Consider the following 20472-nt stretch of genomic DNA (forward strand, 5'->3'; position numbering starts at 1 on the left):
TGCTGCCCTCAGGCCATGGCCCGCTGAGCGTTCTGACAGGACTGCAGCAATGTATTGCGCTGCAATTGTGCTTGGCGACCGAGCAGGACAAACCCGCAAAGTGCCCCCTCGATGTCGTAATAACTGGCACTGAGGCCATCGTCAGTCGGCGTGCATTGCCACTCCCCGGCGACGCCGACGGCAGGTGGAAGCAGGCACAGTGGCGCCGCCGGGGTCTTCACGGTGACTGGCATCAATGGATAGCTGACGTTGGTAGGCTGGCCGAGCAAGGTCTTGCACAGTGCCTGAATACCTTGGTTGATGGGTGCCAGGTACGGGAGCAATTGGCCGTCGATTTCGATGCAGTCGCCCAGGGCATAAATGCCCGCTTGCGAAGTCTGCAGTTGGGCGTCCACTTGAATGCCGCGACCAACGGCGACCCCGGCGGTCTCGGCCAGGCTCAGGTTGGGACGCAAACCCACGGCGGACAACACCAGGTCGGCTTCAAGGCTTTGGCCATCAGCCAGGGTCAGGTGATAGCCGCCTTCAGTCGGCTGAAAACGTTTCAGGGTGTTCTCCAGATACCAGCTCACCCCCAGCTCGCTCAAGGCGAATTGCAGCCGCCGTCCGGCCTGCGCCGGCAGCAGACGCTCCATCGGCCAATGGCCGAGGCCAATGACGCTGACGGCAAAGCCACTGCCTGCCAAGTCGTTGGCGAACTCACAGCCGATCAGGCCGTCACCCAGGATTGCCACTCGCCGCACGCCCACCAGGCGTTCACGCAAGCGCTGGTAATCGTGCAGGTTGTTGACACTGAGTAATGCCGCAGTCTCACCCTCGATCGGCAGTCGGATGCTCTGCGCACCGCTGGCCAGTACCAATTGGCCATACTCCATCTCACCGAAATTGGTGTGCAGGCGCTGCCTCGCGCTGTCGATACGCGTCACCGTACAGTGCGGATAGACGCGGATATTCAAGCGCTTTTCGATCGCCAGCGGCGCCTCGCCGGACAATGCCTCAGCGCTCTTGCCCTGTGCCAGGCCAATGGACAGCGCCGGCTTGGAATACAAGTGGCCAGACTCTTGAGTCAGCACGCGGATCTCGACCTTAGGGTCGGCCTTGCGCAACGCCTGGGCCAGACCGTAACCAGCATAGCCACTGCCGATGATGACGATCGGCTGGCGTGGCAGTGTGGCCGCTGGCGGCGTTTGCAGCTGCACTGCAGGCACTACCGGCGCACTAACGGCTGCGGTCGCCACCACCGGCTCACTGATATCCAACATCTCGAAATCGCTTTTGCCGACGCCACACTCGGGGCATTTCCAGTCTTCTGGCACATCCTCCCAACGCGTGCCAGCGATGATGCCGTCCTGCGGCCAACCGAGGGCCTCGTCGTAGATCAGCCCACAGACCACACAAAGCCAAGTCTTGAACATGTTGCTCACTCCCCCGCTACGCGGATCGCCACGTTCTTGGTACGCACGTAGCTGTACAAGGCCTCCTGCCCTTTTTCCCGGCCAAAACCGGACAGGCCGACACCGCCAAACGGGGTTTCAATTCCACCGGCATACCACTCGTTCACAAACACTTGGCCAGCTTTCAGGCGACGGGTGCAGCGCATGGCGCGACTGATGTCCTGGGTGAACACACCCGCGACCAGGCCAAAAGCGGTGCCATTGGCGATCGCGATCGCCTCTTCTTCGCTGTCGAACGGGATCACCGCCAACACCGGACCGAAGACCTCTTCCTGGGCGATGCACATCTCGGGGCTCACGTCGCGGAACACGGTCGGTCGCATGAAGTGCCCGGCACGGTCACTGAACCCCTCACCGCCAGTGGCCGCTACTGCGCCCTCTTCAATGGCGCGCCGACACAAGGCTTCGATGCCTGCCAGTTGCCCGGCACTGACCACTGGTGTGAGGTCTGGGTTGTCGTGGCCGACGCCCACGCTGAGACCTTCGGCCAAGGCGACAACAGACTCGACGACCTCTTCATAAATTTCACGCTGCACCAGCAGGCGCGACATGGCAGAGCACACCTGTCCGGCGTTGAAGAAAATACCGCCCTTGACGCTGGCAAGCAGTTGTTCGCGATCCGCATCGGCGAAAGCAATCGCGGCTGACTTGCCACCCAACTCCATAACGCTGGGGATGGCATGTTCGGCGGCATCGCGCAGAATCGATTGACCGGTCGGCACTGAGCCGGTGAAGACAATCTGATCGACAGCACGATGGCCAACCAGGTGCGCGCCAACCTCACGGCCACGACCGCAAATCAGGTTGACCGCGCCCTTGGGCAACCCGGCCTTGGCAATAGCGCGGATCAGCACGCACATCCCCAAAGGCGACAGTTCGGGCGATTTGATCACCACCGCATTGCCAGCCGCCAACGCCGGTGCAAGCGAGCGGGCACAGATCGAAACCGGGAAGTTCCACGGCACGATTTGCGCGGACACGCCCATCGGGTCATACAGGGTGAAATCCATGTAGCCATTGCCCAATGGAATCGAAGTGCCTTCGATCTTGTCAGCCATGCCTGCGTAGTATTCGAAGTAGCGTGCAGCCTCGACGAACTCATCTTTGGCATCGTTGAGGCTCTTGCCGTTTTCCTGGCACAACACCCAAGCGCCCTCTTCGGCCACGGCACGGATTTCTTCGGCAATGCGCAGCAACCAAGTGACACGCTGCGCCGGACGAACGCGGGTCAACTCACCGCTGTCGGCGCAACGACGAGCCGCCCGCACGGCATGCTCGGCATCATCGACAGTGGCCTGGGCGATAGTCGCCAGTGGCTGGCCGGTGCCTGGATTGTTCACCGACAGCTGCTGCGGGCTATCAAGCCATTCACCATCGATGTAATTGAGCCAATGGGATGCTATTGAATACATGCTCATTTCCTCAGGCGTCCGGTACGGTGGCTAGCAGCTGACGCGCAGCCCACTGATGGAAAAAGTGCGTTGGAACGTCCATCTCTGGCGAGAAGGCACCACCTTTGTAACCAGGAGAGTGACGGCCTTTCTGCATGCCTTCGACCGAACTGATGTCTTCGGCAAATACCACTTTCCAGGATTCCAGAATGGCGTTACGACAGGCGGCGTATTCATCACCCAGAGCCTCGTCCCCAACATAGAACAGGCGCAGGTGTTCAATGGTGCGACCCGGTGCTACGGGCTCCAATTGCATGGCGAACGCATGATCGGCCTGGATGCCGAGCAGTACGTTGGGGAAGAAAGCTACGTATTCGGCATTGCGCAGGCGGTCTTGGGGCCAGCTTGGAAATTTGGGCAAGTGCGTACCGGCCACATCGGACAGGTTGTAGGCATAGCTGCCTTGACCGGCGAAATGCTCGTCAAACAGGATGTTGTAGTGATCCTCCAGGCGCGAATACGAGTTCAGGCTCGGGTGCACCCACGGCAGGTGATAGGCTTCGCAGTAGTTCTCGACGGCCAACTTCCAGTTGCAGTTGATATCCAATGTGGTCGCGTCATGACCCGGACGGCGGCGCAGCTGACTCATACCGTCCTCGCCAAGGAACTGCGTCCAGCGCGCGGTCAAGGGAGCAAGCATTTCTTCGAGCGGCTGTGCGTCACCCGACAGATTGATGAACACCATGTCCATCCAGATGGCGCTGTTGATTGCTTTCAAACCGTGCTTTTCGCAAGCAAAACGCTCGTCCTTGTGCTTATCAATACCGCCGACATGCGGAGTGCCACGCAAGGCGCCATTGAGGTCATAAGTCCAGGAGTGGTAGGGGCAACGAATAACGCCCTGTACTTCACCTTCTTCCTGCACCAGCTTCATGCCGCGGTGGCTGCAGACGTTATGGAAGACCTGCACCAGGCCTTCGCGGTTGCGCATCAGCAGCAATGGCAGCCCCATGAAGTCGACAGGCTTGACCGAGCCGTTCTTGGTCAGGTCGCTGGCGAAACCGACACACGCCCAGGTCTTGCCCATCACCTGGTCGCGTTCCAATTCGAAGTAATGATGATTGGTATAGAACTCGTTGCTCAACCCGGTGGCTTGATGAATCGGGTTAAGTACAGTTTCCAGATGATGCACAGGAATTTGTTGCAAGGCGGTATTGCTCATTATTGTTTTCCCCTGCTGGGCACGGTGTGAAATGTTCGGCAGGCTCACTGGCCATCGTCCGTTGGCAGTGAGTTTCGAGAAATAGAGCATTGTTCGACAAACGATATTTACGTCACCATTTATGACTTTTAATCATCAATTCAAACACGCCAGATTCATACATCAGAGCGACACACACGCGATTTCAAAAGATCGTTGATCAACGCTTTCAGGCAGTGGGAATGCAGCAAATTTTGATGATGCACAAAGACGGGGAGGCAGTGGAGCCATAGTGTAACCGTGCCGCAGGCTACCCACCTGCGGCATGTTTTCTTTAAGAACGGTATCTACTCGCTGGAACCGAACTCTGAGTCACTGAGCGTCGTCGGTAACTGCTCGATCAACCAGGTGCGAAAATATTTAACACTTTGCCGCATCCTCCCCTGGCCCTTCGGCTCTAGCAGGCAGAATTGTGCGTCTGAACTCAATACTGTATCGATCGGCCGCACCAAAGCACCGGTTTGCAGGTGATTGTCGACCAGGTTCGACCAAGCCAAAGCGATACCCTGCCCACTGAGTGCCGATTGGATCAGCATGGAGTAACTGTTGATATTGATCCGGCGCCTTGGCTCAACGCTCTTTAGCCCGAGACGCTGGAACCACTCAGTCCAACCAATCCAGTCACGCTGCGGATCTTCTAACCATAACCAGGTGCAATCAGCCAATTGCTCAGGCGTTTTCAATTCAGGGTATTTTGACAGGTAGCCCGGGCTGCAGACCGGGAACACCTCTTCCGAAAACAGTGGCGTTACCTGCATGTCTTGCGGTGGGGTTCGGCAGTAGTACAAAGCCAAGTCACAATCGAGTCGTGAGAAGTCCTTTACTTGATCGTAGGCGATAATGCGCAGATCAATGTCTTCGTTATTGCTCTGAAACTCAGACACCTTGGGTAGCAACCAGAGTGAAGCCATCGCGGAACTGGTGGCCACTGTGACCTGCTGCGCGCCCTGCCAGTGGCGAATTTCACCTGTCGCCTGGGCTACCTGCATCAGTGATGCTCGCACCGTTTCATAGTACTGGCTGGCGGTTGGGCTAAGGTGGATCGAGCGCGTGGTGCGCTCGAACAAAGTCTTTCCCAAGTAGTTCTCGAGCAGACGCACTTGCCGACTGATCGCCCCTTGGGTGACATTCAGTTCCTGTGCTGCCAGCGTAAAACTCAAATGGCGCGCGGCCGCTTCAAATGCCACCAGACTGTTGAGTGGCGGTAGAGGATGGATTTTCATGCAGGCAAGGTCACATCTGTATTGTGATTTTATTGAGTCAGTCTAGCCCCTGCCGCCCAACGATGACAGCTTCAAGTCACGGCATACACCACGAGCTAGACCAACATTTCTTCAAGTGCCAGCCCGGCAATGATCATGGCCGCCCGATTTGGGTAAGGGTTCCAGATCGCGGATCGACAGCGAGACGGCCAAGCTCATGCAATACGGTTTCTGATTTATTACGCTTGGCAGGGTCGCTTTATCGGTGCCAGGGCCGATACCCGTGGCCGACAGCGAACCATACAACCGCACGTCGATACGCTGCACTTACGCCAGCATTTCCCGTTCGCGCAAGGCCTCGACAAACAGAGCCCCGGCGCGCATCGGGCCGACGGTATGCGAGCTGGAGAGGCCGACTCCAATCTTGAACAAGTCAAGCACACTGATAGCCATCGTCGATCTCCGCGCCGCGTCAAAGGTGTCAGGAAATCACCCGATTGTCGGCGGCAGGGATCGTCAAGGCGTGTCAGATATCGACCCCTAAGTGCTCGTCACTACCAATGGCGAGCAGGATGTATTGCTCGTACCAGCCTTGCAGACGAACTTACCTTAACTGGCCCTAAATTTTCCCCTCCAAGCTGCGCATCACCGACGCCCTACCCGCTTGCTGCCGCAGACCTTCCGCGGTGCGTACCTCAAGTCTCAGGAAATCGGCAACCTGACACTGCATGTCGGCTGGCTCAATCGCATCAACCTGTACGACTCCACCGTTATCAGAAAATGTCGGTGTCCTCGCCCAACGGTCGCTTCAATGGCGCCACCGAGTCCGGCCGTTTTACCTTTCTCGGCGGCGACTAGGCAACGCGGATAAAGCCATGACACACCCAAGCGGATCAGTTGAACCTGCGGGATGGGAATGGGGAAGCTTGCATTGGCACTGATAGCTATCCAGCAACCGGCAAGGCGCCAGCAAGTCTCAATTCACTACCATTTAACTACCAGAAAGCGAAAATCGCAGGCATGAAAAAGCCCAACCTTTTCAAATTGGGCTAAGTCATTGAGAAATATGGTCGGGACGGAGTGATTCAAACACTCACCCCTAGCACCCCATGCTTTTCTGATGCGTGTATGGACCGGTTATAGGACTGACAGACATACTTGCTTCTTATCTTATGATGCCCATGGCATATCCCGCCCAATCGTCCATTAACCGCCGTCGCTTTTCGAAAAGATCACCACGGCGATAGGCTGCCTCCACCGCGTTCTCTATCGCATGTGCAAGCGCCTGCTCGCAGACCTCTCGAGGATAATGCGTGACCTCACTCGCCCAATCCCTAAAAGTCGAGCGAAATCCATGCGTCGTGAGATCGTTCCGATTAATCCGATGCAATGCCATCAACATCGCCATATTGCTCAAAGGCCGCTTTTTACGAGCCCCAGGAAACAGGTAATTATTGCCTTCAACACGAGGAAGCGCTGCGAGTAGATCCAATGCCGCTTTTGACAGTGGCACGCGGTGCTCCTTCCCTGCTTTCATCCTCGATGCCGGAATGATCCATACCCCGGCAGCCACATCAATCTCCGCCCACGTTGATTCAAGCACCTCTCTGGTTCGGCAAGCCGTCAGTATGGTGAAACGAAGGGCTTTAAAACTCAGCTCCTCTACTTTCCCGAGAGTTGCCATAAAGGCAGGAAGCTCTGTCCACGGCATAGCTGCATGATGCTTTACAGCACGAATTTTTGAGCGAGCTGGAAGTAGCTTGTCTAGGTGCCCGCGCCAGCGAGCGGGATTTTCACCCTCACGCAACTCTCTGGCCTTTGCTGCATCGAGTACCAGCTCAATGCGACTTCGTAAGCGACTGGCAGTTTCGGGTTTTCCTGTCCAAATTGGCTTGAGGATCTTCAGCACATGCTCAATGCCTATCTCCTGCGTCGGAAGGTCGCCTATGACCTTGAACGCATAAGTAGCCAGAGTATTCTCCCACTGCTGAGCATGCTTGGCATTTCTCCACCCCGCTCTGTGGGCAGCGATGTAGTCGAGAGCAACCTCTTTGAAAGTGGTTGCTTTGGCCCTGACTGCATCCTGAACTAAACGATCGGCTTCTTTTTCCAGCCGTTGCCGTTCCATCTCCTCATCCCGACTGGTAAGGGGATCAATGCCTGACTTGCTCAGCTTTCTGGCGTCTGCTGCTTTCTCGCGGGCTACCGAGAGACTTACTTCGGGGTGCCTGCCCAATCCCATGTCTCGGCTCTTACCGGCAAGCTTGTAGCGGAAAATCCAACTTGCTCTACCGGTACGGCCCAGTTTCAGGTACAGGCCGTCACCATCGTTGGTCATTCCTGGCAACCCGGTTCTGACTATCTTCTCTACCGCTTTCGTCGTCAGAGACGCCATCAATCACCTCCAATTTGAAAGGATGATGACTCAATCTAAATGAACTCCAGCCCATACTCCAGCCCATACCTTGGACCCTAGCTTCCGGTAGTCACGCTTGGAACACAAAAGAAAATAAATAACTCAACCATCTGTTTTTATAGAGATTTTATAGAAACCTTTCATCATCGCTAGACTTCTAAAAACACTAAAGTGGCGGACATCGCCTCCGCCATATTTATACGACAAAGCCCTGATTATTCAGGGCTTTGTCGTTTCTGGGGTTTGGCGCGCTCGGTCGCCACTCCCCTGATCGTTCCCGCATCTTTTCGACCATTTCCGCCCCCCCTCTGAAATCTCCGGGAACCACTCTGGGTTGCCTAACTCTTTCCAGGTCGTTCTACCGATCTGCAAGCCCACACTTCCACTCAATTTCTGCTGCTACGCTGAAATCACCATGGAGGATTCCCGATGCCCAACTCTGACCTACTCCCTTCCCTGCTGTTCAAGATCAACGAAAATCAACTCGCTCTAGAAGCTGCCATCATGGAACTCACGAACTGGGTCGAGCAGCGGGGAGCCGTAGATGTCGCCGAAAACGTGCGCGGCGCCCTGGATGCGATCGACCGCAACGAGGAATTCATCAAGATGACACTCGCGGTGATGATGACACCGGAGTAACTGCTGGCAGGCAAAAAACGGCCGCTAGCCCCCACACGTTGCACTGAATTTGACAAAATCGTGAACGTGACCACCGGCAATAAGATGGAGCGCCACAGTATGCCAATCATGGAGTTCCATGCACCTTATGACAGTGCATTTCTACCATACGAAATAACCGCATATATGCTATTTCCTAAAAACGTCCCTAAGAGAAGTGCATATCTTGCAAAAAAAATGGCGGAGTACACGCTAAAACAATCACAAGAAGAAAGCCACCTGATACCTGCTGAGATCCTCCAAGATCTACTCGAAAATAGTACTGTCAGCGCCCCTGAAATGACTGAGCATATTGTAAAACAAGCATGCGTCGCCGCTGAGATTTTTCTTAATCTAGTTAAACTTCACTGCAGTGGCGAAGACGCCAGCGTCAACAAGGCAATGTTCCTAGGAGACAGCTTTTTCGAGCACGCTCAAAACAAAGTCATGGGTAAAATATCTTCATCAGAGAGCTCGATACGGCGTGCATGGACAGCCTATACACCAGCTGCGCACTTATGGGCAGCTTACATAATAATCAACGACACGGCAGAGCACGACTCAGATTCATATCTCCGACAACTTAGTATAGCGAAAGAGTTAGTTAAGATAGCTCCAAAGGTTTCTAGTAACAATGCCAAAGAACCCCGATTCTCCTCAGATGAACTTTGGACAATCCCTGATTTCGTCGAGCTCCCAGAATGCAGTTTCCTATGCAGTGGCCTCAATGAGGCTGAGCGTGGACGGCTTCCAGACTACGAAAAGCGCTCGGTGAGCAAACACGAAAAGTGAATTTCACCCACCCTGACAGTAGTGTGCAATCAATTCCGGATGCATAACGTAACGAGCGTCAACACTAGGGAGACGCTCAAATGCATCTTGACACCAGTAAAGCACTGATCCGCCAAACCAACCTCTGCGCACAACTCGACCTTTCCCGATCGGGCCTGGACAAGCTCAGAAAAAAAGACGAAAGCTTTCCGAAGCCCATCAAGGACGGTAACACCAGACAAGCTGCCACGTACTACGTTGTAGCTGAAGTTGAGGCTTGGATTGCAAGCCGTATCGCCCAACGCGATGCTTCTAAACAATGAACACTATCGATGATAAAAAACTCCCGCTGTGGGGTAACCTAGCTAAGATGGAAGCTGTTGCAGCCAAAGCCCTGGCTAAGGGAAGGACTAAAAATCTAGCCTCCCCGCCAACCTCACTACCGAAAGAGTACCAACCTCCTTCCAAATTCGAGAATATCCGCGAGGTACCTAATATTGCGTTGCGCTCCGCTTTATTTGGCGCAATAGGCAAAGGCAATCGACGCTATTTTGAGCGAGAAAGAGTATTCTCTCAAGCAAACACTATGATCCTCTATACTGGAGTGCAATTGGACCAAGGGGATCTTGATCTGTGGGAAAACCTATTGCATATAGCCCGAAGCCAACCCCTTGGCGAAGATTGCATAATTAGCACATATAGATTATTAAAACTTTTGAACAAAACAGACACAGGAGCCAATCGAAAGGTTCTCAAACGTCGTCTCAGCCGCCTCAGCGCAAGCGCATTAGATATTAAAATTGAAAACGATATTTACTATGAAGGCAGCCTTATAAATGAAATTCTACGCGACGAAATTAGCGGAAAGTCTATAATCCGCCTCAACCCATCTCTTAGCAAAATGTTTGAATCTGACCAATTCACTAGAGTTGATTGGAAAATTAGACATTATCTAAATGGAAAATTTCTTGCGCAGTGGTTACACGGATACTATTCGAGCCACGCTAATCCTTACCCGGTAAGAGTCGAAACACTCCGCCTTTTATCTGGCAGCAACTCGACTTACCTATCGAAATTTCGCCAGCAATTAAAGGACGCTCTAGACACACTGAAAGAAGTTTGTCACGCTCACAATGAACTTTTTGACTATCAAATACAGGATGATCTAGTGAAAATCAAAAAGACTCCAAGCAAAGCACAACTCAGCCACTTGGCCAAGCGTAAGAGCGATAAAAATACCGTTACAGCTGGTAATTCGTACCGTCGTGGCGGGTAAAGATACCGTCATAGATGGTATCTCTCCACGTCGCGACAGGTAGAAAATACCGTTACATCAGGTAGACACTCAGCCTCGTCGGCACTCCGAAACCAAGAAACGACGAGGCTCTCAGAAAAAAACGGCTCACACTCTAATCATCTATAATCATTTATTAATCCGCGACGCCTCTAGCTAAACCGTAAGCAGATGGCGAACAGACCTTCCGACCTTGGGTAATAAGGGCGATTGTGTCCGTTCATGTTAAACGAACGCAATCACCTTTAACGTCAAGATCGTCAGCACCAACGTAAGCCCTACCCAAACCCCTTCAAGCTTCATGCCGTTCAAAAATGCGGACAACCTGGGATAGACTATTAATTTACTTTTCCTCTCAAAAGAAACCCAACCAAACGCATAAAATTACTTTTTCTTTCAAACTGAGGAACAGGCTCAGCTTTCCGACTGGATCGATTAAGAAAATGAGCAAATTTATTGTGAGCATTAGGGATGCTTCTGGACGCTCGCCAGGACTTCCTTAGCCGGTGACACATCTCAATGATTTCACCCTCTTCCGGAAACCGGACCATAGCGCTGCCTGCTTCAGAAGAAAGCAAGGGTAAAAATTTTATCCAATATATTTTACTCATCAGGTAAGGAACCATCCCCCTAGAATAATCTATTGCGTAAAGCCTAAGATAACCACCTTCAAACTTCAGGCAAAAATCTGAAGTAAACCTAAAATTTAATGACCCATCACCAACAGAAAAATAATGCATAATAAAAATGCCGCGTCGATCACAAGATTTTTTGAGCTCAACAGTTATCTGCATCAATGACATAGGGACAAAATACATAACACCGTAGTGAGGGAAACTTGGTGCAGGGATAAGCTTTCCTAAATATTTTTTTGATGCCTCCTTGCCTGGCAACGATTTACTATTAGAACCCACACCACAAAGCTCCAAATCAGTCATAAAACAGCTCCCTAAATTTAATTAAAAAAAACCATATGAGAAACAATCAACATGCAACTTAATGATGTCGTCAGTTTCTTCCATGCGGCTTAGGCGGCTTTCCCGATTTTCCGCACAGCGTCCACAACACACAAAACGCCCGCCAATGGTTGTAGCGGGTCGCATCACTGAGGTGGCGAGTAGCGCGCCAATAGCGAATGACATGGCCAGCACCGACTTGGGCCAGCGAATGGGCGCCATCTGCGGCACAGAAGGCGGCCAGGGCGAGCATGCGGGCGCGCTGCTGACGACGGTTGTCCTTGCCACCTTTGCGCACATAACCGCGACTGAGGTTTTCGACTTCTTCGAGCAGCTTCATCCTCGACCTCCGATATATTCCGCGACTACCTCAATGCGGCCATGGCCCAGTTCAGCGCTGATTTGCTCGCGTGCTGCTCGATCCTGGTCTTTGTCGACAATGCCACCGGCAATCACCGGCGCGGGGTGACCGGTGAGTTGTTGGTAGCGCTCGCAGGCGTAGGCGGCGCGCAAGTCGTGGTAGCCGGTAATACCGGCCTGCTGCAGAGGCCCACGTCCTTGGCGTAGGGTGTACTCGCGAAACTGTTTCCAGTTCTGTTCGACTGGAATCAGCGAGCGACCGGTTCCCTGCAGGGTGGCTGCTTTCGCCAAGACGCTCAGCTGCCGCTCCTGACTAATGGGTACCGTTCGGGAGCGTCCGCCCTTGGCACCGTCGACAATCGTCACATGGCCGCACTCACGGGCTTCCTGCAGCGCCTTGTGGGCATTCAGTAGCGCTGCTTCCTTGCTGCGCAGACCCAGTTCACGAGCCAAATTGGCGACTGCAGCCGCTCGCAGTTGGTCATCACCACGCAGTTGTTCAAGACCGCGCTCGAGCACGGTCCTGTCCACGCCCAACGGCGGGGTGTCGCGCACCGCGCAGCGCTGGGCAATCCCACACGCTTTGGTAGGGCTGACACTGGGCCAGTTGCGCACCAGGCGCATGACCGTATTGATCGCACTCACCAGGTTCTGCGCATAAGCGGCTGATAACTCACCGCGTTGAACTTGGGCAGCGAGTTGCTGACCGTAGGCCTGCACCCCTTCTGGGCTGATGCGTTCCATCCGGCCGATGCCTTGGGCACTGGCAGCGGATGCAAACTGGGAAAAGCGTTCAGACAGGGTGGCGACACTTGAAAACGACAGCTCGCCGCGTTGAGCGGCCCGATCGAGGGCGATGCGTGCCGCCGAGGCCATGTTGCGACTGCCTAAACCATAGTTACGAGACATGGCGGGGTCCTCCTGGAATGAAAAGGGGTAGGCCACGGATCCGAAGGACGTGGCTCGGGTGGTTGTCTGCTCAGGACCATTGGGATTCGGTAAGTTTTATTCGCACTCGATACGTTCGAGGCAACCGTGAGCAGGGCAGCTTTGGGGACGGGCGCTGCACTTCTTCCCGTACTTTTCCTGAGAACTTTGATTCGGCATTCTTCGAGTGCTGGCCCAGCTAGAGCCCCCACTGAAACTGGAGGCCCTCTCGATCCACGACTGCCGTCAGGATTGGTTTTTTGAGGTTATTGAGATTTTTCCAGCCTTTTCACGCGCATCGTGAAGGGCTGTAGCCCGCAACTAGCACGGGTTGGGTGATGGCTGACAACAGCTGTTTCTGAACGATCTTCAGAAACAGCTGTAAAGCAGGACGAGTCCGAAAGACGCGCGGGCGATGACATGCCGCTGACGAGATGAAGAGATGACGACATGCGTCTCTTCAGATTCAGCCTGTTTTGCATTGGGATATATCGTTCCGGTCTGCCGAAAGACCAGGTGCCGGGAGGCACATCAGGATGGGAGCCCACCACGAAAAAAAGGCGCAACTCGGCCGTGGGGGATCGTTTTGATTTTTCATCCGCATGACGGCTGCGGATTTTGAAGGTTTGGCGCCGATTCGAGTCGGCTAAATTTATTGAAGTGCAGCGCTTTGAATAAGGTTGGGTGACGCCGGTTTAGGCACTGTTTAAGGTTCTTTCAATGCTTTTGAAGCCACAAGGGCTTAGGTTTTAGGCTGTTTATTTAGAGGGCTCAGCAACCCTTGCGTAGGGGAATCACTGATTTCGCTACGTGCCGTGGCAGCATAGCCAATCGGGTTAAGAGCGTCCAGAGCTGGGTTTTGCCCGGACAATCTTTTGAGGAAAAGCTCGCTATGACTCACCTCAGAACCTTAAGACTTTTCCCAGGACAACGTCGTACCTCGGTGTCAGGTAAGAACTCTTGATCAGTATGGCTTGTCGAGTAAGGGCTTCGGGCTGCTCAAGCCAGAGTGAAAAAAATTTGCAGGCTGCCTCTTGAAACCCGAATCCCGTAGGGCACGCTGAAATCTCTCAGTCGGAGGAGCTGCTCTTGAATATCGTGAATAATCTCATCACCGCTGTTCGGTCCGCTCTGAATCGACCAGCAGCGGTATATACAACTGTAATTTATCCCACACGAGGTCATGCAGTGATTGTGCATGATGACTTGGGCGTCGCCGCTGAGCGCTCCTGGTATGAGGACGCAAGAGTCATGTCGACAGCATCGTTGCTGAATACGGCCGCCTTCCACACGGTTGAGGATGACCTGATGAGCAGCGAATCGATTGCAATGGCGGACTGTGCAGGGGACTCGATAGGCATGGGGCTCTACTCGATAAACCCGGCCACTGGATTGCCAATGGTTGATGGGCTCATTGACGTAATGGGGAACCCCATGGGAATGGACTTACATGCTTTTGATGGATCCTCATTTGATTTTTCCAGCTCGAGCTTTTCCGACATGGACAACTGCGGCAGCAGTGGTTGTTCAACGTTTTCCGCGGACTCCAATTTTTGAGCGCGCACTGCTGAATGACGCTCGGCTTAATCGATTGCGGTAGGCAGGACCATTAACGCCCTCACTGGCTAACTGGGTGAGTTACCGGGTGTATTGCGACATCCAGGACGGCGCCTTGCGGATTTTAGTGGTGCAGTTGTGCAACCGCCGTGAAACAGAAAGGAACCTCTTAAATGATGATCGAAATCCCCCCATGCTAGAGACCCTGGGGCGTGCCAATGAGTTATATATGCACGCCATGGTGACGGATGCCCCCTTAAAAGCCGAGCGGCTAAAGGATGATTGGCGTATAGATATGATCATGCTGATGATAGGGCTCAATGAGGCCGTCGAGGCACAGCGTAACGCGGCTGGCGAGTAATCTGTAACGACCTGAAAGGAACCCCACCATTTCGGCGCTACGTTACAATCAGTTGATTATTTAAGGCCTTTGCTGCGGGTGCTTACCAAAGTGCTAAGCGACTGGCACTGGAGAACCGAGCTCCAAGGGTACCCGTGTTCATGTATTGGCCTGGCGCGCCCATCTGGAAATGATCGACAGCATGTCAGGCTTTATCACGTGCCCACCGCCCCTAGAGCTCTGGGCTCGTCAGCACTGACCTTATGCGCAAACTCGTAGGGCGTAATGTGCTCTTCCCGATTGGCGTCCAAGTAGTCAGCCCACCACGTCATCATCAGTCGGCGCTCTTCCAGGTGCTCAGCTTTGTGGATATAGGCAGCGCGCACGCCGTTGCGCTCTTGGTGGCTCATTTGCCGTTCGACCGCGTCACGCGACCATAGGCCGGACTCGACCAACGCGGAACAGGCCATAGTGCGGAAACCGTGCCCGCAAATCTCTATCTTGGTGTCGTACCCCATGCGGCGCAGTGTCTTGTTTACGGTGTTCTCTGACATTGGCCGCCAGTGGTAGTGATCGCCTGGCAGCACCAGCTCAAAACGCCCGCTAAGCCGGCGTATCTGATCTAGTACTTCCAGCGTCTGGCGTGACAACGGGACAAGGTGCGGAGTCCCCATCTTGGCTCCTCGGTGCGACCTCTTGACACCCTCGATTGGTGCCCGTTCGCCGGGAATCGTCCACATGCTCCGGGTATAGTCGAACTCAGACCAGCGGGCAAAGCGCAGCTCACTAGAACGAATGAACACCAGTAAAGCGAGGCTTACAGCAAGACAGGTGAGCGGTCGTCCGGTGTCTGCCTCGCAGCGTTGCAACAACTCCGGCAACCGCTCAAGGGGCAAGGCCGGGCGGTGTTTGGTCTTGCGGGTGGCAGTCCCCCCCACCAGATCAAGCGCCGGGTTGTATTCGATCAAATTGTGCTGAACGGCGATTCGCATGATTCCGGCGATGCGCTGGCGCAGTCGCCCAACCAGATCAAGCGCGCCGCGTTTCTCTACCGCCTTCAGACAGACCAGCAAGTCGCGGGTTTTCAAGTCGGATACGGGGCGTTTGCCCAGCATGGGGAAAAGATCGACCTCAATCTCTTTCAGCACCCTGACCGCGTGATCCTTCGACCATTTGCCGGCCATGCTGGCGTGCCATTCCCGGGCCACCGTCTCAAAGATGTGCCCCGCCTCACTGGCCGCCTCGATCTTTGCTTGCTTAGCGCTCTCGATGGGGTCTTGGTCATGCGCAAGCAACTCGAGTGCCTCGGCTCGACGTGCACGGGCGGCTTTCAGAGTGAGAGCCGGGTAGTTGCCGAACGTAGCCAGACCGGGCTTACCGCTTGGCTTTTTATACTTGAAGCGCCAGACCTTGGTGCCGGTAGCCTTTACAAGCAAAAAAAGCCCTTGCCCGTCGAATAGGGTGTAGTCCTTTGCGCGGGGCTTGGCGGCCTCGCATTTGGGGTCAGTAAGGGGGGTTACGGTGCGCGCCATAGGTATACGCCTCGATATCGAACCGATATATACCTAAACGTATACCTAAATCGTGGGGCTGTACAGGAACATACGGGGATATTCAGACACAAAAAAACCGGCTATAGAGCCGGTTTCTCTAGGCTTCAGCTGTTTACGGGAACATCTGAAACCATACTATTGGTGCCCGAAGCCGGAATCGAACCGGCACGCCCTTACGAGCGGGGGATTTTAAGTCCCATGCGTCTACCAGTTTCGCCATTCGGGCGGTAGCGCGGTGAAGCGGTCTGAATACTGCCAATAACGAAGCTGGCATTTCTGACGCTTATGCAGCAGAGGTGGAAATATATACATCCCGCCCCGGTGAAGCAAGTTCGCAGATGCCCATTTCAAGACTAAATCTTGCAGGACAATGCAAATAAAAAAGCTCCGTAAATCATAGATCTACGGAGCTTGTTTAAAGTGGAGGCCGAGGTCGGAATCGAACCGGCGTAGGTGGATTTGCAATCCACTGCATAACCATTTTGCTACTCGGCCTCAAACATCTGATGTCATGTAGCACAACACCAAACGCGTACAAACTTGGAGTAAGATCTCGATCTAACCCCTTGAAAACATTGAGCTTTTTGAGCGGTCAGTGCTTTCGATGGCGTGAATTATGTACTGATTTCCCGAGGCTGGCAACCCCTTGATTTCAAAAAAAATTCTGCAAGCCGGTTTGACCGTTCAATGCCCGCGAATGTAGTGCTCCAGCTGCCGAATCAGGTCGGCCTGCTCGACGATGGCCTCCTTGACCAGGTCACCGATCGACAACAGCCCGATCAGTTCACCGCCCTCCACCACCGGCAGATGGCGCAGGTGACTGTCGGTCATGACTTGCATGCAACGCTCGATGCTTTGCTGGCTGTCTGCCGTGACTACCGGCGCACTCATGATGGCCCTGACCGGCGTGCCGACCGAAGAGCGTCCCTGCAGCACCACCTTGCGTGCGTAGTCGCGCTCGCTGACCACGCCGACCACCTGCCCGTCTTCAATGACCGGTAGCGCGCCGACGTTTTTTTCGGCCATGATCTTCAGTGCATCGAGGACCATCACGTCGGGCGCTATGCTATGCACCTGGCGATTTTGCACGACCTTCAGCTTGAGTAACTGTGCGGCTGTTTTCATAAGTGCCTCCAATACTGGCGCCCAGACCTCAACGAGCGTGGCATCAAGCCACCCCCACCTCCACCACGCCGGCATTCAAGCGCACCGGCCACACCCGCAGCCGCTGCTGCGGGTATTCCAGGCAACTGCCGTCCTCCAGGCGAAAGTGCTGCTTGTAGATCGGCGAGGCAACCACCAGGTCGCCCTTGATGCTGCCGACCAAACCGCGCCCGATGACATTCGCCCCGGATTGCGGGTCATGGTTGTCGATGGCGTACAGGGTCTTGCCGTGAACGCTCGGCAGGTAGAACAGCGCCACTTGTGCGCCGTCGAGCCAGACGACCACGCCGGAGTTGCTGACCAGATCCCGTTGCTCGCACACCGTTTGCCAGACATCGGTATTGGCGAGGGATTCGACACGCTGGGTATTGGACTGGCTCATCAGACAATCTCCTCGATGACAGGGATAAGGTTGAGTTCGGCGGCCATGATCGGGCGCCGCTGACCGCGTTCCTGGACAAAGTGGATGTCCGGGTCCGGGCGTTTATCGTTGACGAAGGTGCGGAAGCGCTTGAGTTTTTCCGGGTCCTTGAGGGCGTTGGCCCATTCGCATTCATAGCGATTGACCACCAACTGCATCTGCGACTCGAGTTCGGCGCCCAGGCCCAGGCTGTCGTTGATGATCACGTCCTTGAGGTAGTCCAGGCCGCCTTCCAGGCTTTCACGCCAGACCGAGGTGCGCTGCAGTTTGTCGGCGGTGCGGATGTAGAACATCAGGAAGCGGTCGATGTAGCGGATCAGGGTCGCATCGTCGAGGTCGGTGGCGAACAGCTCGGCGTGGCGCGGGCGCATGCCGCCGTTACCGGCCACGTAGAGGTTCCAGCCTTTCTCGGTGGCGATCACGCCGACGTCTTTGCTCTGGGCTTCGGCGCATTCACGGGTGCAGCCGGAGACGGCGAACTTGAGCTTGTGCGGCGAGCGCAGCCCCTTGTACCGGTCCTCGATCGTCAGGGCCATTTGCACGCTGTCCTGCACGCCATAACGGCACCAGGTACTGCCAACGCAGGACTTCACCGTGCGGGTCGATTTGCCGTAGGCGTGGCCGGTCTCGAAACCGGCTTCGATCAGTTCGGCCCAGATGTCCGGCAATTCGTGCAACTGCGCGCCAAACAGGTCGATCCGCTGGCCGCCGGTGATTTTGGTGTAGAGGTCGTATTTCTTCGCGACGACGCCGATCGCGATCAGTTTGTCGGCGCTGATTTCGCCACCGGGGATGCGCGGCACTACCGAATAGGTGCCGTTCTTCTGCATGTTGGCCATGAAGGTGTCGTTGGTGTCCTGCAACGGCACCAGCGAGGCGTCCATGATCGGCTGGTTCCAGCACGACGCGAGGATCGAACCCACGGCAGGCTTGCACACATCGCAACCGGTGTGGCCACGGCCGTGTTTGGCCAGCAGTTCTTCGAAAGTGATCACCCCTTCTACCCGCACCAGGGCGTACAGCTCCTGACGGGTGTAGGCAAAGTGTTCGCACAGGCTTTTGTCGACACTGACGCCACGGGCAATCAATTCATGCTCGAACACCTGCTTGAGCAGCCCGGCGCAACCGCCGCAACCGGTGCCGGCCTTGGTCTGCGCCTTGAGCAGGCCGAGGTCGGTGCAGCCACCGTCGATGGCCGAGCAAATGGAACCCTTGGCGACGTTATGGCACGAGCACACCGTGGCCGACTCGGGCAACGCGCCCGGGCCCAGGGTCGGCGCGCCTTCGGACGACGGCAGAATCAGGCTGGCCGGTTCCGCCGGCAAGGCAATGGCGTTCTGCATGTATTGCAGCAAGGTATCGTAGTAGCTGTTGTCGCCGACCAGCACCGCGCCGAGCACGTGTTTGCCCGTGGCATCCACCACCAGGCGGCGATAGCTGGCGCTGGTTTCGTCGATGAACTGATAGCTGCGCGCGCCCGGCGTGTTGCCGTGGGCGTCGCCGATGGAGCCGACATCGACCCCCAGCAACTTGAGCTTGGTCGACATGTCGGCACCGGTGAACGGCTCGGCGACCTCGTGGCACAACCGCGCCGCGACGCTGCGCGCCATCTGGTAGCCGGGCGCGACCAGGCCGAACAGGCTGCCGTTCCAGGAAGCGCACTCGCCGATGGCGTAGATGTTCGGGTCGATGCTCAGGCAATGGTCGTCGATCACCACGCCACCGCGCGGGCCGATCTCCAGCGCGCAGTGACGGGCCAGCGCATCTTGCGCACGGATACCGGCGGAGAACACCACCAGATCGGTTTCGAGGTATTCGTCGTTGGCAAAGTTCATGCGGTAGCGGTAGTCCTGGCCCGCACTGATCGATTGGGTGGCGCGGGACAGGTGCACACCGACGCCCAGCCGTTCGATTTGCGACTTGAGTGCCAGGCCCCCCATCTCGTCCAGCTGTACCGGCATCAAGCGCGGGGCGAACTCCACCACATGGGCTTCCAGGCCCAGGCTTTTCAGGGCGTTGGCGGCTTCAAGACCCAGCAAGCCGCCACCGACCACCACACCGCGTCGGGCATTGGCCGCCGCTGCGCGAATGGCGTCGAGGTCTTCAAGGGTGCGGTAGACCAGGCGCGAGTCGCCCTCGGCGCCTTCGATCGGCGGCACGAAAGGATAGGAGCCAGTCGCCAGCACCAGCTTGTCGTAGGCGACGCAGCCTTGCGCGGTGATCACCTGGCGGCGGGAGCGGTCGATTTCCAGCACCGGCACGCCCAGGTGCAGGGTGACGCCCGGGGTCTGGTACAGCGCCGCGTCAGACAGCGCCAGCGACTCGGCATCACGGCCGGTGAAATACTCGGAAAGGTGCACGCGGTCGTAAGCGCGCATCGGCTCCTCGCTGAACACGTGCAGCCGATAGTGATCGAGGGCACCGCGCTCGATCAGCTGTTCGACACAATGATGGCCGACCATGCCATTGCCGATCACGATCAGCGTTTGCAGCTTGTTCAACGCGGCAACATTGGAATTCATAAGTAGCACCCGGCTAAAGCCCGTCACGGTTCAAAAATGCAAAAAAAAACGCCTGAAACCTTGCGGTTCCAGGCGTCTTTGCCTGTTCTTTTGCGGTGTTGAAACCAGACGTCTATGCCTGATTCACCGATGTTGCCCACGAATCGATCGTCGTTGACCGAGGGGGCTGCCCACTCGACTGTATTCGCGGCGGGCCTGTAGAGTGTTATGCAGCGATTGTGCCAGG

General features: G+C 55.5%; 18 protein-coding genes, 2 tRNA genes and 3 pseudogenes. 7 read left to right on the top strand and 16 right to left on the bottom strand.

Annotation, left to right across the window (positions count from 1 at the left end; genetic code table 11):
- Positions 1 to 8: 8 nt before the first annotated feature.
- The 6 genes and pseudogenes from F8N80_RS00375 to F8N80_RS00400 form a co-directional block, all read right to left on the bottom strand.
- Positions 9 to 1262, bottom strand: coding sequence for an FAD-dependent oxidoreductase (locus F8N80_RS00375; protein WP_224790623.1), 1254 nt, complete (start codon positions 1260 to 1262; stop codon positions 9 to 11).
- A pseudogene (locus tag F8N80_RS31345) lies at positions 1251 to 1415 on the bottom strand (rubredoxin); the annotation flags it as partial. The pseudogene F8N80_RS31345 and the gene F8N80_RS00375, both read right to left, overlap by 12 nt.
- 5 nt (positions 1416 to 1420) lie before the next feature.
- Positions 1421 to 2866: an aldehyde dehydrogenase family protein gene (locus tag F8N80_RS00380; protein ID WP_150782936.1), complete on the bottom strand. Its 1446-nt coding sequence runs from the start codon at positions 2864 to 2866 to the stop codon at positions 1421 to 1423.
- A 10-nt stretch (positions 2867 to 2876) separates the two neighbouring features.
- Entirely contained in the window at positions 2877 to 4067 is a 1191-nt protein-coding gene (locus F8N80_RS00385) for an aromatic ring-hydroxylating oxygenase subunit alpha (RefSeq protein ID WP_154504970.1), read from the bottom strand.
- A 326-nt stretch (positions 4068 to 4393) separates the two neighbouring features.
- Entirely contained in the window at positions 4394 to 5329 is a 936-nt protein-coding gene (locus F8N80_RS00390; protein WP_150782937.1) for a LysR substrate-binding domain-containing protein, read from the bottom strand.
- 204 nt (positions 5330 to 5533) lie between these two features.
- Positions 5534 to 5761, bottom strand: a pseudogene (locus tag F8N80_RS00400) (serine dehydratase beta chain); the annotation flags it as partial.
- 202 nt (positions 5762 to 5963) lie between these two features.
- Here F8N80_RS00400 and F8N80_RS00405 point away from each other — a divergent pair.
- A pseudogene (locus F8N80_RS00405) lies at positions 5964 to 6163 on the top strand (OprD family outer membrane porin); the annotation flags it as partial.
- A gap of 310 nt (positions 6164 to 6473) precedes the next feature.
- Here the strand turns inward: F8N80_RS00405 and F8N80_RS31885 are convergent.
- Positions 6474 to 7703, bottom strand: coding sequence for a tyrosine-type recombinase/integrase (locus F8N80_RS31885; protein WP_150782938.1), 1230 nt, complete (start codon positions 7701 to 7703; stop codon positions 6474 to 6476).
- A 450-nt stretch (positions 7704 to 8153) separates the two neighbouring features.
- Between F8N80_RS31885 and F8N80_RS00415 the strand changes: the two genes are divergently transcribed.
- From F8N80_RS00415 to trfA, 4 genes are all read left to right on the top strand, one after another.
- Positions 8154 to 8363 carry a hypothetical protein gene (locus F8N80_RS00415; RefSeq protein WP_150782939.1) on the top strand — a complete coding sequence of 70 codons (210 nt, stop codon included), beginning with the start codon at positions 8154 to 8156 and terminating at the stop codon, positions 8361 to 8363.
- A gap of 99 nt (positions 8364 to 8462) precedes the next feature.
- Positions 8463 to 9173: a hypothetical protein gene (locus tag F8N80_RS00420; RefSeq protein WP_150782940.1), complete on the top strand. Its 711-nt coding sequence runs from the start codon at positions 8463 to 8465 to the stop codon at positions 9171 to 9173.
- A gap of 80 nt (positions 9174 to 9253) precedes the next feature.
- Positions 9254 to 9475, top strand: a complete 222-nt coding sequence (locus F8N80_RS00425) for a helix-turn-helix transcriptional regulator (RefSeq protein ID WP_150746926.1) — start codon at positions 9254 to 9256, stop codon at positions 9473 to 9475.
- Positions 9472 to 10428 carry a plasmid replication initiator TrfA gene (gene trfA / locus F8N80_RS00430; protein ID WP_150782941.1) on the top strand — a complete coding sequence of 319 codons (957 nt, stop codon included), beginning with the start codon at positions 9472 to 9474 and terminating at the stop codon, positions 10426 to 10428. Before F8N80_RS00425 ends, trfA begins: the two co-directional genes overlap by 4 nt.
- A 356-nt stretch (positions 10429 to 10784) precedes the next feature.
- On the opposite strand, the gene F8N80_RS00435 is transcribed toward trfA, so the two are convergent.
- From F8N80_RS00435 to F8N80_RS00445, 3 genes are all read right to left on the bottom strand, one after another.
- The gene (locus tag F8N80_RS00435; RefSeq protein WP_150782942.1) at positions 10785 to 11384 is read right to left on the bottom strand and encodes a hypothetical protein; all 600 of its coding nucleotides are present in this window, start codon (positions 11382 to 11384) and stop codon (positions 10785 to 10787) included.
- Between the two features lie 70 nt (positions 11385 to 11454).
- Positions 11455 to 11742, bottom strand: coding sequence for a hypothetical protein (locus tag F8N80_RS00440; RefSeq protein WP_150746929.1), 288 nt, complete (start codon positions 11740 to 11742; stop codon positions 11455 to 11457).
- On the bottom strand, positions 11739 to 12671 hold the full coding sequence (locus F8N80_RS00445; RefSeq protein WP_150782943.1) for an integrase domain-containing protein: 933 nt from the start codon (positions 12669 to 12671) through the stop codon (positions 11739 to 11741). Before F8N80_RS00445 ends, F8N80_RS00440 begins: the two co-directional genes overlap by 4 nt.
- Positions 12672 to 13778: 1107 nt before the next feature.
- Between F8N80_RS00445 and F8N80_RS00450 the strand changes: the two genes are divergently transcribed.
- Together F8N80_RS00450 and F8N80_RS31365 are read left to right on the top strand one after the other, a co-directional pair.
- Positions 13779 to 14246 carry a hypothetical protein gene (locus tag F8N80_RS00450; protein ID WP_150782944.1) on the top strand — a complete coding sequence of 156 codons (468 nt, stop codon included), beginning with the start codon at positions 13779 to 13781 and terminating at the stop codon, positions 14244 to 14246.
- Between the two features lie 76 nt (positions 14247 to 14322).
- The gene (locus F8N80_RS31365; protein WP_224790615.1) at positions 14323 to 14607 is read left to right on the top strand and encodes a hypothetical protein; all 285 of its coding nucleotides are present in this window, start codon (positions 14323 to 14325) and stop codon (positions 14605 to 14607) included.
- Positions 14608 to 14801: 194 nt separating this feature from the next.
- On the opposite strand, the gene F8N80_RS00460 is transcribed toward F8N80_RS31365, so the two are convergent.
- From F8N80_RS00460 to nirB, 6 genes are all read right to left on the bottom strand, one after another.
- Complete coding sequence (locus tag F8N80_RS00460; protein ID WP_150782945.1) at positions 14802 to 16118, bottom strand: tyrosine-type recombinase/integrase; 1317 nt, start codon at positions 16116 to 16118, stop codon at positions 14802 to 14804.
- Between the two features lie 160 nt (positions 16119 to 16278).
- Positions 16279 to 16365, bottom strand: a tRNA-Leu gene (locus F8N80_RS00465).
- Positions 16366 to 16560: 195 nt separating this feature from the next.
- Positions 16561 to 16634, bottom strand: a tRNA-Cys gene (locus tag F8N80_RS00470).
- Positions 16635 to 16823: 189 nt separating this feature from the next.
- A complete protein-coding gene (locus F8N80_RS00475; protein ID WP_150748524.1) occupies positions 16824 to 17264 on the bottom strand; it encodes a CBS domain-containing protein in 441 nt (146 codons plus the stop codon).
- A gap of 43 nt (positions 17265 to 17307) precedes the next feature.
- Positions 17308 to 17685, bottom strand: coding sequence for a nitrite reductase small subunit NirD (nirD, locus tag F8N80_RS00480; protein ID WP_150748523.1), 378 nt, complete (start codon positions 17683 to 17685; stop codon positions 17308 to 17310).
- Positions 17685 to 20246 (bottom strand): nitrite reductase large subunit NirB, encoded by a 2562-nt coding sequence (nirB, locus tag F8N80_RS00485; RefSeq protein ID WP_150748522.1) that lies wholly within the window; start codon positions 20244 to 20246, stop codon positions 17685 to 17687. Before nirB ends, nirD begins: the two co-directional genes overlap by 1 nt.
- Between the last annotated feature and the right edge of the window lie 226 nt (positions 20247 to 20472).

It is taken from the genome of Pseudomonas fluorescens (genome assembly GCF_902497995.1).
Lineage (GTDB): Bacteria > Pseudomonadota > Gammaproteobacteria > Pseudomonadales > Pseudomonadaceae > Aquipseudomonas > Aquipseudomonas fluorescens_BK.

Excerpts from the sequence above, each read along its gene's own strand:
- F8N80_RS00375 (WP_224790623.1), bottom strand. The coding sequence starts at position 1,262 with ATGTTGGATATCAGTGAGCCGGTGGTGGCGACCGCAGCCGTTAGTGCG.
- F8N80_RS00380 (WP_150782936.1), bottom strand. The coding sequence starts at position 2,866 with ATGTATTCAATAGCATCCCATTGGCTCAATTACATCGATGGTGAATGG.
- F8N80_RS00385 (WP_154504970.1), bottom strand. The coding sequence starts at position 4,067 with ATGAGCAATACCGCCTTGCAACAAATTCCTGTGCATCATCTGGAAACT.
- F8N80_RS00390 (WP_150782937.1), bottom strand. The coding sequence starts at position 5,329 with ATGAAAATCCATCCTCTACCGCCACTCAACAGTCTGGTGGCATTTGAA.
- F8N80_RS31885 (WP_150782938.1), bottom strand. The coding sequence starts at position 7,703 with ATGGCGTCTCTGACGACGAAAGCGGTAGAGAAGATAGTCAGAACCGGG.
- F8N80_RS00415 (WP_150782939.1), top strand. The coding sequence starts at position 8,154 with ATGCCCAACTCTGACCTACTCCCTTCCCTGCTGTTCAAGATCAACGAA.
- F8N80_RS00420 (WP_150782940.1), top strand. The coding sequence starts at position 8,463 with ATGCCAATCATGGAGTTCCATGCACCTTATGACAGTGCATTTCTACCA.
- F8N80_RS00425 (WP_150746926.1), top strand. The coding sequence starts at position 9,254 with ATGCATCTTGACACCAGTAAAGCACTGATCCGCCAAACCAACCTCTGC.
- trfA (WP_150782941.1), top strand. The coding sequence starts at position 9,472 with ATGAACACTATCGATGATAAAAAACTCCCGCTGTGGGGTAACCTAGCT.
- F8N80_RS00435 (WP_150782942.1), bottom strand. The coding sequence starts at position 11,384 with ATGACTGATTTGGAGCTTTGTGGTGTGGGTTCTAATAGTAAATCGTTG.
- F8N80_RS00440 (WP_150746929.1), bottom strand. The coding sequence starts at position 11,742 with ATGAAGCTGCTCGAAGAAGTCGAAAACCTCAGTCGCGGTTATGTGCGC.
- F8N80_RS00445 (WP_150782943.1), bottom strand. The coding sequence starts at position 12,671 with ATGTCTCGTAACTATGGTTTAGGCAGTCGCAACATGGCCTCGGCGGCA.
- F8N80_RS00460 (WP_150782945.1), bottom strand. The coding sequence starts at position 16,118 with ATGGCGCGCACCGTAACCCCCCTTACTGACCCCAAATGCGAGGCCGCC.
- F8N80_RS00475 (WP_150748524.1), bottom strand. The coding sequence starts at position 17,264 with ATGAAAACAGCCGCACAGTTACTCAAGCTGAAGGTCGTGCAAAATCGC.
- nirD (WP_150748523.1), bottom strand. The coding sequence starts at position 17,685 with ATGAGCCAGTCCAATACCCAGCGTGTCGAATCCCTCGCCAATACCGAT.
- nirB (WP_150748522.1), bottom strand. The coding sequence starts at position 20,246 with ATGAATTCCAATGTTGCCGCGTTGAACAAGCTGCAAACGCTGATCGTG.